Raw genomic sequence first — 12948 nt, 5'->3', positions numbered from 1 at the left:
TATTCCTTCTGCTTACGGCATTGATACACAATTTCTATAAGACCATCATTAGCAAGCTTGACACCAAGGCTTTCGGGCTCAAGGAAACGAGTCGCATAAAGGCTTTTGTCTTCAGCTTCATCTCCGTACCTGCCAAGTGGATCATGACAGCAAGGCAATACGTGCTGAATATCTATACTGAAAACCGGGCTTATGCAAGACCTTTCAAAACTGGATTCGGATAAAGTCCGTTCCTTATGGTTTTAATCTGCGTATTGCCTCAAGTCGCATTGTGGGGTAAGGGGAAGGTATGCACAAATCGGACAAAATTCACGCTCATACTATCATGATGCATAGTGTTCAAGCTCTTTACTGCAATTGAGATTGCCATTGAGATTGCTTGCGGATTTTAGGTCTATATCACATTTTTCCTTTCAAAAATAGTGGCTCTATCACATTTTTCCAAATGTTTTAGGCTTTCATATCACATTTTTCCATTTGTAGCTTCATTCCTCCTCGGGGTATAGCAGAAACAAATCGGTTGGACAGGATAGACACCTGCCCAACCAACCTCATTTCCTCAGCCATCTGAGATAATCCTCATCCCAATCAACCTTTATTCTAAAGATTGCCCATTTTCCGTCTCCGCCCAAATCCCAGGGGTTGGTCAGTTCATAAGAGCGAAAAGGAAGACCATCGAATTGGCAAGTTCTTACCAACTGATTGGAATGATGCCGAAATCTCCGGCTACTGATCTGTTTGCCTTTCTTTTGTGACTTGCAGCAACACCAAGTGCCGCCAGCCACCTTTCGTCTGCTTTTTCCCATAGTCCGTAATGTTTTGGTGAAAGAAAAATTCTTCCACCAGTTGAACATTACGAGACTCTTGCTTTTTGTGTCATATTCATTTTAGCTGCGGTAGTCACCAGTTGTAAGTTCTTGATTCAAATAGGAATATACATATCCAGGGCTTTGGTAATACAGGCCTGTGTTGTCATCCTCTAAGCGTGAGAATGTATCTGAATTATAAAGCACATCCATGGCCTCATTCATAGAATAATGCCTACTGGCCATGAGCATCGTTATCAACTCCTCGGTCATGTCTTCCTTCATTATCTCTTTCTGCTCATCCGTCAACTTCATAGTTTTCTTAATTTGGATATTGCCAATTCTGTTCCAAAAAAGTATTGAAATGTTATGCCTTTGCTGTATTTCAATTCCTCCACAAGTCGTTCTATGGTTATGGCACCAGCTTTAAAACGTCTTAGCTGGAAGGTTACGCCGTCATCTGCAATTGGGCCATATACCACATCATAGTTATGGCATGGTGACATTACATTGCTATCACGGTTTTTCAAAACAAACTCTGCCCATTCTACAGAATAATCGTCAAAAGAAAGGCACCTAAGGCTTCCATCTTCTAAAGCAGACTCGTCGAAATAGAAACAATTGACTGTAGGCTTTCCTACAAGTTCAATAGATGTCCGTTGCTCAGCCATGCGGATAGCTTGCTTTCTATCCGCCGACAAGTAAAAGCCTCTTCCGAAATCTTTATATGGCTTTGATTTCGAAAGGTCTATTGTTTCTATGTCTACGTTCGATCCGTGATAAAGTATCATAAGTCTTGGTATTTGAGCTTGCCACCATTGCGTGCGCAAATAATTGATATATCTCGAACGGCTTCCTCAAAAGAAAGTGTGTGCAGAACATCATAGAAACTCTTGAGGTAGTCGAATCCATTGAACCTTTTGATATAATTGTACGCCTGTTTCTTGCCAAGATGGAACTTCTTGGCAAACTCTGCTATCAAGGCTATCGTATATTTCAGTTGGTAAGTCTCTTCTCTTGACAACATAGCTTATCGTATTATTGTTTTTGCAAATATACGCACTTTTGTCTTATTCTGCAAGGAGAAGGAACTTTTATTTTATCAAGAGCTAAAAATGGTTCCATGCAACTTCACATTTGCATGCGAAAGAACTAAAGATTCTATGAGAAATCTCATGCGGTGTAATCTATACCGAACGTCAAAAACAAGGAAATAGAAGCTCTAAGGTCTTCTATCTGGATGCAACAGACAGGCAGATTCCTCTGAGGGACGAAAAGAAAAAGATGCCTGAGGCATACAAAATGCCATGAGGACCGAACAAGTTTAAGTTTAAGCGAACCCATGTATATAGACATGTAAACTTAAACCTGTTCACTTTGCTTTCTCTTTTGGTCCATACCACTATTGCAACTTATGAGACCCTTCTCTGTCATTCAGAGAAGTTTTCATTTTCGACGGGGAAACCCCATTTCGCGGTTGATACTTCAAATTTGTTCGAGTTTATCGAAGTTGGTCGTAATAAATAAAGTTAAAAACGTTAAAGTTTAGGTTAAGATTTACTATCCTTTATTTCCAGTACCACATGACAATCTTTTGAAGGTTAAAGTGTTGGTTATCATGTACATCAGTAGACTGCATCGGAAAATAGCGTCGGATATGGAAAGTACCTTTGTGCCCGATATGGAGACAAAGATTGAGACAACGAATACTGGCGGCAAGGTGCTTGCCTATGATGGTGACGAACTTGTTGGCCGACTGGATTTTTCCTTCAAGGAAAATGTATTGAGCATTGACCACACGTATGCCTACAAGGAAGGGATGGGTGTGGGGAGTCTGCTTGTCAGTGCCGCCAACGACTATGCCATCAACAGGGGGCTCCGCGTCCTGCCTGTCTGCTCATTCGCTTCCGTCTGGTATGAGAGGCATCCGCAGTTTGGGGATATACTCAATAGTGCAATTTGACTTTCAAAACGGAAAGTATCTTTCTCCTAGACTTTGTATAACGAAAAAAGGGATTGTCGCTTAGGCAATCCCTATCAGTTCCTTTTATAGTGCAGTCTGAAAATCGCAATTAACAGGTGCACTGGTTTAACCGACTGCAAATTTAGTGATTTGTTCTTAATCTTCCAAATTCTTTAAGCATTATTATTAAATTTCGTTCATTCTAAACCCACTATTGTTGAAAATTACATTCTTAACAGTTGAATATGAAACCCTATCGAACGCATCGACAAGCTCGGCCTGCATTTCTTTAACTCTATTTTCTGATATTCTACCCAATAAGTATTTGAACACTTTGTATGCGCCAAATAGCATAGTTCTCCTGTTGCCTAAATTCCCACATGGACCATCTCCTATGGTCTGTGGCAAAGTCATATCAAAAAGAACTTTTTCATGAGCACAATTATTTCTTAACTTCCGTACAGTATTAATATAATTTGCAAACTGTGTCGGATGACTCATTCCGTAAAGGTTGGGTATATCACAACGAAGGTGCGGATTCTTAATTCCTTCATAAAGCTTTATGATGGTTCCAAAAGTCATAAACTCTAAAGCCTTCCAAGCTGGAGGATATTGTCTATTGCCGTGAGTTTTCTTGTCATAACATATCAAAGGCTCTTTGCACATTTCTTTTAAAGCATGGTTGTATTCCTCACTTTCCAAAATTTCTTTTTTGATAATAGTTGGGTCTACATACCAGCATGGATTGTCTTTGTATTCGTTTGAAGTTAAATAGACAACAGATGTTCTAAAGTTTACTTCGATCCGGCTTATGTATCGGAGCAGGATGTTCCTCAAATCGAAGTCGAAATAATAGAGTTTGATCCATTCCAGATATATTAACAATACATTCAATGATCGATAGTACCTCATAAAGTATTCCTTTCTTTTTGTATTTTTGTCCCAAGCATTACATTATCTCCAGCAAATCTTGACTTTTGGCCCATACCAAATGTAGAGCCACAGCATGATGGTGATGACGAGACAAACGATTGACGACCAATGGCTTGGGTCGGAGAGGCATTTGAAATAAAAATTGAACAGACCATGGAAGCAGGCCACCAGCATAAGAGAATGCGTATCACGGATAAGCTTGTCAAGACCAAAAGAAGCAAGGAACAACAAGGCAAAGAAGCCCACATCCCCTATTTGCCATGCTCTGCAATGCCAAAAGAACCAAAGCAAAGTGGTGAGCAGCAGTCGGTGAATGATTTTGCAGCCAATTAGTTCGCTATAAAGGTATCCACGCCAGCCCACCTCTTCGAAGAAGGCATAGAGCAGATATACAAACAATAACCACAAACAGAGTCCAATCTCTTTGTAATCAACAATGCCAAACAGACCAAAAGGCACCGCCAATGTGAGGATGCTCTTGGTGACCGATGTACCAAAAAGAGATGTCTTCATTTTTCTTCGAAGCGCCAAGATAACGACAATCGCGCCTATGAGTGGACTCAAGCCACCTACGAAATCCCACAATTTGACGTGGGATGGGTCTATGGTCTCAAAGCGGGTTGAGACGACTCTTATTAATACCGCCAGAACATAGAAAAGCATGATGCTCCATGTCCGCTTCTGTTTTAATATGGATGATATCTTCATTTAGATGGGAAATTTGGTTCAAAGTTATATTATTTTTTCTTAAATCGAGCGGAATGTATAGGATTTGTGAGTATTTTTATTCTCATAGGAAATATAGTAATTATTTGAACAGAAAAAGCACAAATAGGGATTTTTCTATTCCTAAAATTACTATTTCAGTTAGTTGACAGGTCAGTTAACTCTTATTTTCCCAGCCACCTTCTTTCTGCTTTTACCCATAGTTTGTAATGTTTTGGCGAAAAAAAAATCTCTTCGCCGGTTGAACATTACGAGACGCTTATCTTTTGTGTCTTGTTCATTATTTCTGCATTTTAACTGCGGTAGTCGCCAGTTGTAAGTTCTTGATTCAAATAAGAATATACATACCCTGGGCTTTGATAATACAGTCCTGTGTTATCATCCTCCAGACGCGAGAACGTATCTGAATTATAGAGCACGTCCATGGCATCATCCATAGAATAATGCCAATTGGTCATGAGCATCTTTATCAGCTCCTCGCTCATATCTTCCTTCATTATTTCTATTTGTCCTTCTGCTAATTTCATAGCTTTTTCAATTTGGATATTGCTAATTCCGTTCCAAAAAAATACTGAAATGTGATGCCTTTACTGTACTTCAATTCCTCTACAAGCCGGTCAATGGTGATAACGCCAGCTTGGTAACGCCTTAGTTGGAAGGTAACGCCATCATCAGCAATTGGCCCATAAACCACATCGTAATTGTGACTTGGTATTTTTGCATTGCTATCACGGTTTTTCAACACAAACATTGCCCATTCTACAGAATAATCGTCGAAAGAGAGAAACTTCAAACTGCCATCTGTTAAAGCTGACTCGTCAAAATAGAAACTGTTTACGATAGGCTTTCCGATTAGTTGGATGGATGTCCGTTGCTCGGCCATTCGGAATGCTTGCGTTTTGTCCGCTGACAAATAGAATCCCTTTCCGAAATCTTTATATGGCTTTGATTTCGACAGGTCTATAGTCTCTATGTCTACGTTTGAACCGTGATAAAGTATCATAAGTCTTGATATTGTAGCTTGCCTCCGTTACGGAAGCAGATAATTGATATATCACGAATGGCTTCCTCAAAAGAAAGCGTATGCAGAACGTCGTAATAACTCTTGAGGTAGCCCAGTCCATTGAACCTCTTCAGATAATTGTACGCTTGCTTCTTACCAAGATGGAATTTCTTGGCAAACTCGGCAATTAAGGCGATCGTATATTTCAGTTGGTATGTTTCTTCCCTGGACATCATAGCGTATTGCTTTTTCGTCTCTGCAAATATACGTACTTTTGTCTGATTCCGCAAGTAGAACACACATTTATTTTGTCTTGAGCTTAAAAAAGAATCCAAGTGCTTTTTCAAGATTTAGTGATGAATGGATTTCGGTGGTGGACGAAAAGAAAGTTTAATTTTAAGCACTTCCATGTATATAGACATGTAAACCTAAACTTATTCTCTATCCTTTTTCTTTTGGTCCATACCATTATTTCCACTTATGAGAACCTTTAACGTCATTCAGAGGATTTTCTATTTTCGTCATAACAACTGTGTAAGGTTAACTTTACTTAGAAATAGTCCCTAAAGTGCCCATTAAGCGCCACATTGCCCATTAAGCCCACAAAATTTTTCGCCAATTGAAGTTTTTTTCGTAAATTTGCAGATCTACACAATTCTCAACCTCTATGACGATCACTGACATTGGCATTCGGCTCGGCGACTTTTCGTTTGGAATTCTCTTCATGTCGCAACTCATCATGACGGTAGTCTTATATAAAAAAGGCAAGGCGCACCGTCTGCAGCGCATGATGTTTGGCTTCATGCTCTTCTTAACGTTAATAAGCGCCTCCGAGATGGTATTCTTCTATTTCGCACAAGCTGAGAAGTCGACTCTTAGCTCATGTCTAACCGACATGTTCGAAATGTCGGTGGTGCCTTGTGCCCTTTTCATCATTACCCGGCTCACCCGGCCCCAGGCCCGGCAGAAATGGCTCATCATCATTAACGCCGTGGTGTACGGAGCATTCTTCGTAAGCTATGCCATAACAGCCAACGAGCACATTTACCATTTTGCCCTTGACCTGAGTATTGTTTACTCACTCAGTATACTTATATACAGCTATTGTCCACCCGCCGGTACAACCGCATACTGCTCGAGAATTTCTCTAACGAGTCACTGTCACTCTACTGGCTCAAATACGTGTTGTACCTGTATGTGCTGATACTGCTTATCTGGACCACCGCCACCGTGTTTCCCGACCAGTACGAGATTATAGCCTACAACCTTAGCATGACTGTGATACTGGGATTGTTCTGTTATTTTGTATACCGCCAGGAGGATATGCTCGAAGAGCTGGAAGCCTCGGCACTTACGATGGAAGAAAACCGTGAGCCCGTTAAACAGTCGGCCGACGCCGACACCCTGCACTGCGAGCACGATTTCACAGTGAATCTGGAGGCTGCTTTCGTCCAACAGCAAATTTACCTGAATCCCACACTCAACCTTTACGACCTTGCACGGGTGCTGAACACCAACCGCACCTATATTTCCAACTTTCTTAATCAGCAGTTGCACACCACCTTTTACGAGTATGTGAACCACTGGCGCATAAAACACGCCGAGCAACTGCTACTCATATCTAATTTTACAATTGATGAGATAGCCAGTCGCTCGGGCTTTAATTCACTGAGCAGCTTTCGCCGCTACTTTACGGTTCATGCGGGCATGTCGCCCTCAGAATTCAGAAAACAGAAAACTTCTTCACCATCGCACCCAGTCGGATAATGTAGATTCCGGGTGCCAGATTCAGGGTGCGGTTGGCCGTGATTTTGGCCGATTGCAGCACCTTGCCGTCAATAGTGGTTACGAGCAGTGACGTGGGCGAATGTATTCCCGTGATCATCATCTTTCCGTTTGCCAGACGAATGGCAGGGGCAGATTGTTGCTGCTTATCTATGCCAGTTTTCACCGGCACTTCAAAGCTGCGGGTTGCCACTATGTCCGAACCGTCGGTTGCCTTGGCCTGCACGGTAACAGCGCCGCCCGTGGTGCCGCTCAGCACTTGCAGTTCTCCTCTGCTATCAACGGTGGCAAGCGTTTCGCCATCCACGATGCTCCACTCCACCGTACTGATAGTGGCCCATACAGGTGTAACCAGTGCTTTGAGGTGCAGGGTGGTTTGCGTTTCCGAGAAGGTGGCATCGGCTTCAGTGGTGGCAATTTCGAGTGCTGTTACCGGTATAACGCCGTAAGCCTCGGCACTACTTATCACGTTGGATGCCGGCATAGCCACCCTGCTGGCACGCTGTACACGCTTCGGCGATGAGGCCGTTACATTGAAGCCAATGGCATAATAGGTTACACCGGTCGATGTGCGGTGATGCACGTAGCTGCAGGCATTGCCCGACAGGCGATCTACTTCGCTCAGATTATCGGGCGATGAACCGGCATACACAATGTACTGGCTCACGCGGGCACCTTCGTAGCCGCTCCACCGCAGGTTTATGTCATTGCCTAGTCCACGGTTCACCATAAGGTGCACTGAGGCATGCACCTGGCTGGGCGCACTCTCGATGCCATAAACAGTGGGCAGAGTGATGAGGTAACGACTGCTCTTCACATCGGAACTGCTGCCGGTATCGGTAAACGAGCCATCGCTCAGGCTGGCCTCGCCAATGCACTCATACTCATCGGTAACGCTGCCCTCACGGTATATCTTTACCTTGCCGGTAAACAAGCTGGCATCGGGCAGAGCCTGACCGGCATTCCACGTAATTACGTTGTGGTTATTGACAGAGGTTACCTTATCAATCTGCGGTTGCCACTGCTGGCCCACTACATGAATGGTTGTGTTGGTTGTGAGCTTATCGGTCCACACCTCGTCGGTGTAGCTTATGTTGAGCTTGCATGAAGTGGCATCGTCGGGCAGGGTTAGCGTAGCGGTGCCTGCATTGAGGTTGGTTTGCAGTTCGCCGTTGGCCGTGAGCTGCAACTGGGCGCCGTTGTTGCGAGCACACTCAGGCAGGGCAAACGTGATGGTTTGTCCGGCAAGCATCGTGGCGGGCAGCTTCACGCTCAGGTCGGGCTTATCAACTATTAGAATCGATGCCTTGCTAACCACGGGTTCGCCATCGTTTACAATGGCCGTAACCTGCTTCAGTCCGGGCGTATCCCAGGTAATGGTGCCGTCGGCATTCTGTGTGCCGCCATCAGTGCGCAACGCCACACCCGAGGTAAGCGTCGACTCAACTTTGTAGCGCACCGGCTGACCCACACCAGCCTTGGCCGGTAAACTGATGAGCGTTACCGCCTGCGGCGTAAAACTTACGGGGGTCGAGAAGGCCGACGCAGCGAGCCACGGGTCGATGGTTTGCACGCTTATCTCGTAGGTGCTGCCGTACTTGAAGCGGCTTGCGGGCATAGGCAATGTGGTGGACTGCCGGAAGGCGGTGGACACACGGGTTTGAGCCATTTTTGCCTTATTGCTGGTGGCATTGAGCGGCGACCAGATGTAGCTGTTATCGCCCGAGGCTCCCTTCTCACGAATGCTGATGTTATAGCTCAGCAAGGGCGTGGCACTCTCACGATCGGATGCGCCGTCCCAGTTAATCACCACCTCGCCACCTTTCTGGTTCACCATCACTGTGGTGGGTGCCGTGGGTGCGGTATTGGGATTGTTACGCTTAAGCAAATAGAGGCCCAGATTTTCGTAGTCGGGCACTCCGTCGGCATTGGCATCAGCAAAGGCTGCAGGCGTCCAGCTGCTCGACTGGCCCCAGATGCCCACCTTGCTTTCGTTGCTGAAGGTAACCTGCTGCCCGTAGTTGCTGAACGTGAGTTCATCGGCCTTTATACTCTGGTAATCGGCCTTGCCGTCAAGGTCGAGGTCGATGGGAATAACGTATTTACCCAGCGCCTCAACCTGGGCAAAGGTTCGTTTTCCCAGATTGCGTACGATGAATTTATTGTCATTGCTTACTAAGTCCAAGTAACCGTCGCCATCTGTATCGAACGCCATATTGGTTTCTCTGAAGTTATCGGGCAGAGGCACCACGGTGAACTGGTCGTTGCCCTCGTTGAACAGTACGGCGTAAACCTTCTTTCCATTCGGTTTCTTCAGCTGTGCCACCAGGTCGACACGTCCGTCACGATCGTAATCGGCCGCAAGGTTATCTGCCAGCCAGTTCAGAGAGTACTCACCAAGTTTGATTTGTATGCTCTTAAAAGTACCGTCGCCCTGATTGATGTACACCTTTTCGCCTGTGTACATATCCAGGAGCCCGTCGTTGTTAATGTCAACAGGCTGCATCACCATGCTTATGCTGTTGCCCTGCACGCCATCGAAGGTGTACATGGTAGCGTTTTTCTCGAATTCGCCATCGCCCTGGTTCACAATGCTCTGATAAGAGCCGTTGCCCGACTGGTCGTAGTGGTCGCAGTAAACATCGGGCAAACCGTCCATGTTGGCATCGAACACGAAACGTCCCTTCGAGGCTCCGTCAGAGAGTCCGAACACCGGCTGCTTCTCGTAGTGCCCGTTGGTGTAGGCAAAGAAGCCTTGATGGTTCATCACCTGCATGGTGCCTTGCTGCAGGTAATCGAATAGCTGGCCATTGATAGCCATAGGCGAGCCGAACGGATCGGTCATATCCTTGCTGCTATCGGTAATAAGCAGTGGCAGCACCTCTACCTGCTGCAACGTTGAAATAGAGCCGTTGCATGTGACCTCGATTTGCTTTGTGCCATGGGTACTGAACACGATGCCCTGGCGGTTGTTGGCAGTTTTCACCACCTCGCCGTCGGGCAGCCCTCGCAACTGCACCTGCATGCCATTGAGTGCCTCTACCCACACGGTGTCGGCCGTGCTGCATGTGCGGGTGCTCACGGTAAAGTCGGCTGTCTGTGGTATGCCGCTCACCGTAGCTTTCTCGCTCCACGCTCCCTTCATGCCGCTGGCATCAATGGCACGCACGCGTGCCTCTACAGTCGATTCATGCCAAAGACCTGCCGCTGCCAGTGCGAAGCGCTCTTTGGTAAAGCGGCGCAAAAGCTTCTTGCCGGCAGCACTTATCTCGAGTTCGTAGGTGAGGTCGGCCGGTGCATTCTCGGCATCACTGCCTGCCAGCCATTCAGCACGCAGCAGGGCGGTCGATTTGTCGAGAATCAAATTGGGCGCTGCCATCTGTCGGGGAGCGGTGTTGGCTTTTGTAACAGGCAGATGCCACACGCCCCACTGCTTTTCGCGCAGTTTGGTGCCGTCGGCCCACTGCTCGTTGCGGAAGGCCATCAGTTCAGCCTTGCCATCGCCATCGACATCGTAAGGCGGAAAGAACAGCAACATGTCACTGTCGGGGTTCACCGTGAGCGTGTCGATTTTGAAGTCGGCATCCCAATCCCACTGGGTTACCTGCTGCTCGCCATTGGTATGGGCCGTGTTGGTCCAGTAATCCTCGGGGTCGCCATAGTTGGATCTGGTATTCGAGAACAGCGTAGGCCTGCCGTTATTGTTAATATAATAAGGTGGACTCCAGTTAACGTAGCCCTTCACGCTCCTGATGTTTTTTTTGAACTTGCCGTTGCCCTGGTTACGGAAGAAAGCCAGGTAGCTGGCATCATCGGTGGCGAGTGTGGCAAGAATGTCGGGCTGAGAGTCGCCATCACAGTCAAGCACATACAAGCCGTTCAGGGCGTTGTTCGTAAGCAGCTGGGTGTCGGTGAAGCCGTTGCCGTTGTTAAGCTTCAGCGTGAGTGCGCCTGCGGTGTAAACCAGCAGGTCGGTGAGCCCGTCGCCATTCACATCGGCACTGAGCACCTTACCCGAAAGGTCGGCCATGTAGTAGCGACCGTAACCAAGTGAGAGCATCGACATACCGCCCTTGCTGTCAAGAAAGTCGGGATAGCCGTCCATGTTCAGGTCAACCACCGTAAGCGGGTTCTTGCTGTAGTATTTGTCGGCACCCGAGAAGCCCGAGAAGCTCGAGCTCAGATTCACCGAGAAGGCACCATTGCCGCCGCTGGCATACTGGGCGTTTTGTAGTTCGGCCTCATCGGTTACCAGGTTTACGGGTTGCGCCAGGAACGACCCGTCGGCCTGCTGCAACTTGAACAAGGGGCGGTAGGTGCCGTCAATCTGTTGCCAGTAGAGCATGTCGAGACGACCGTCGAGATTCACGTCGGCCCAGGTAACGCCGGTGGCGTCATCCATATTGGTGGTGATGTACTGATAGCTGCCATTGATGGGAATGAACATCTTACCGGGGCTCGACTGGTAAGCCCTGAAGTAAGTGGCAAAGCCAGGCATCACATCGGCATTGAGCCACCGCATCTGCCACGACCACGGGACAACAGCTTCCTGGTCGCTTATCACCACGGCGGTGTTGCTGTCGATGGTGCGCCACTGACAGGGCATGGCAGGCACGAGCTTATCGTCCTGGTAGTATTGGGCATGTCCAGGATAAAGATATTCTAACTTGCCGTCTTCGTTCACATCGGCCAGAAACTGTGGCACGCCACTATTGTAGCCGTTCTGCATGAAAAGGCTTTCAAAAGTCAGGGCGTTGACTGGCGGAGAACCTGTCAATAAGAGTAAGCCCATTGCAAAGAGAAAGTAAGATGCTTTCATAATTATTATGGTTTGTAAAGGGTTATCGGGTTATTGTGGTTCACAAATTTATATTTTTTACTTCACATCAAGGCAGCAAGCAGTACAATTGTACGCAGTGAACGACCGATTTTTACCGTTTGAAGTGTTTTTTACGCAATGATGCAAATGGGCAGAATGGCACCCTGTTTCAGGAGTTCTGACACTCCACAAGGTATAGGACGAGACCGTAGGGACGGGTTTATCCCCGTCCTATCCCCTTAAATGAAATCAAAAATCATGGATGTACGGAAATCCAACGGATGACACAACAGGGCGGGGATAAACCCCGCCCAACGATAGAAACCGCTGAGTAGTTACTATTCAAGGTAACTATTCAGCAAATGCTGGTCGAAAGGTAAGAGGAGAGAGGAATTAAGAGTGAAGAGAGACCGTGGAGAGGCAAATGTACTTGGACAAAAAATGTCACAACCAATTGAAAATAGGTCAATAGTTTTGCCAGCCTCTACGAGGCTGGCAGCATCAAGTTATCAGTGGACACCCAAAATTGTAAACTCTTAGTTGATTACATACTGATTTATAGGATATTAACTATTTCGTAGTAAAAAAATGACGAAAACAGGAAAAGTGACGAAGTCAGGAAAGTCTTTGAAATCTGCCGGAATGGGGTTCCACTGTCTTCTCCAACGCTCACGTCAATGATGTTGTGGCCGGCACGGCGTATAAAATCAAGGATATTAACTGCGTTAGTCGCCAGTTGTAAGTTCTTGATTCAAATAGGGATATACATACCCTGTTGATATTTCGAAAGGAAAACAGGCCCAAGGGGGATTGTCCGTGGCGGACGGATGCCGCTGCCTAACCAAAGAACTTGATATGATAGCGTGCTAAAACTATTTTTTTTGCTTACCTTTGCGGTCATGGAACAAGAAAA

General features: G+C 46.4%; 11 protein-coding genes and 1 pseudogene. 3 read left to right on the top strand and 9 right to left on the bottom strand.

Going from position 1 to position 12948, the window contains the following annotated elements; genetic code table 11:
- Window positions 1-224: pseudogene (locus NG346_RS13680) on the top strand (IS1380 family transposase); the annotation flags it as partial.
- Between the two features lie 663 nt (window positions 225-887).
- Here the strand turns inward: NG346_RS13680 and NG346_RS13675 are convergent.
- Genes NG346_RS13675 through NG346_RS13665 form a run of 3 tightly spaced genes read right to left on the bottom strand, consistent with a single transcriptional unit; the run spans window position 888 to window position 1833 of the window.
- The gene (locus tag NG346_RS13675) at window positions 888-1121 is read right to left on the bottom strand and encodes a hypothetical protein (RefSeq protein WP_262281309.1); all 234 of its coding nucleotides are present in this window, start codon (window positions 1119-1121) and stop codon (window positions 888-890) included.
- The gene (locus NG346_RS13670; RefSeq protein WP_262281308.1) at window positions 1118-1597 is read right to left on the bottom strand and encodes a DUF3990 domain-containing protein; all 480 of its coding nucleotides are present in this window, start codon (window positions 1595-1597) and stop codon (window positions 1118-1120) included. Before NG346_RS13670 ends, NG346_RS13675 begins: the two co-directional genes overlap by 4 nt.
- Window positions 1594-1833, bottom strand: coding sequence for a DUF3791 domain-containing protein (locus tag NG346_RS13665; RefSeq protein ID WP_317620800.1), 240 nt, complete (start codon window positions 1831-1833; stop codon window positions 1594-1596). Before NG346_RS13665 ends, NG346_RS13670 begins: the two co-directional genes overlap by 4 nt.
- Window positions 1834-2463: 630 nt before the next feature.
- On the opposite strand from NG346_RS13665, the gene NG346_RS13660 reads away from it, so the two are divergent.
- Window positions 2464-2769 carry a GNAT family N-acetyltransferase gene (locus NG346_RS13660; protein WP_262281307.1) on the top strand — a complete coding sequence of 102 codons (306 nt, stop codon included), beginning with the start codon at window positions 2464-2466 and terminating at the stop codon, window positions 2767-2769.
- A 186-nt stretch (window positions 2770-2955) separates the two neighbouring features.
- Here the strand turns inward: NG346_RS13660 and NG346_RS13655 are convergent, their stop codons facing one another.
- The 5 genes from NG346_RS13655 to NG346_RS13635 form a co-directional block, all read right to left on the bottom strand.
- A complete protein-coding gene (locus NG346_RS13655; protein ID WP_262281306.1) occupies window positions 2956-3681 on the bottom strand; it encodes an Abi family protein in 726 nt (241 codons plus the stop codon).
- A 42-nt stretch (window positions 3682-3723) separates the two neighbouring features.
- A complete protein-coding gene (locus NG346_RS13650) occupies window positions 3724-4410 on the bottom strand; it encodes a CPBP family glutamic-type intramembrane protease (RefSeq protein ID WP_262281305.1) in 687 nt (228 codons plus the stop codon).
- A gap of 311 nt (window positions 4411-4721) precedes the next feature.
- Complete coding sequence (locus NG346_RS13645) at window positions 4722-4955, bottom strand: hypothetical protein (protein WP_262281304.1); 234 nt, start codon at window positions 4953-4955, stop codon at window positions 4722-4724.
- Window positions 4952-5431, bottom strand: coding sequence for a DUF3990 domain-containing protein (locus tag NG346_RS13640; protein WP_262281303.1), 480 nt, complete (start codon window positions 5429-5431; stop codon window positions 4952-4954). The genes NG346_RS13645 and NG346_RS13640 overlap by 4 nt, the downstream gene beginning before the upstream one ends.
- Window positions 5428-5664, bottom strand: coding sequence for a DUF3791 domain-containing protein (locus NG346_RS13635; RefSeq protein WP_262281310.1), 237 nt, complete (start codon window positions 5662-5664; stop codon window positions 5428-5430). The genes NG346_RS13640 and NG346_RS13635 overlap by 4 nt, the downstream gene beginning before the upstream one ends.
- Before the next feature lie 1090 nt (window positions 5665-6754).
- On the opposite strand from NG346_RS13635, the gene NG346_RS13630 reads away from it, so the two are divergent.
- Window positions 6755-7198 carry a helix-turn-helix domain-containing protein gene (locus tag NG346_RS13630; RefSeq protein WP_262281289.1) on the top strand — a complete coding sequence of 148 codons (444 nt, stop codon included), beginning with the start codon at window positions 6755-6757 and terminating at the stop codon, window positions 7196-7198.
- Here NG346_RS13630 and NG346_RS13625 read toward each other — a convergent pair.
- Window positions 7155-12035, bottom strand: a complete 4881-nt coding sequence (locus NG346_RS13625; protein WP_262281290.1) for an FG-GAP-like repeat-containing protein — start codon at window positions 12033-12035, stop codon at window positions 7155-7157. The genes NG346_RS13630 and NG346_RS13625 overlap by 44 nt on opposite strands.
- Between the last annotated feature and the right edge of the window lie 913 nt (window positions 12036-12948).

Origin of the sequence: Hallella absiana (assembly GCF_025457485.1) — a bacterium.
Taxonomy (GTDB): Bacteria; Bacteroidota; Bacteroidia; order Bacteroidales; family Bacteroidaceae; genus Prevotella; species Prevotella absiana.
The sequence above is the reverse complement of the archived record's forward strand: the minus strand, read 5'-3'. Positions and strand labels throughout refer to the sequence as shown.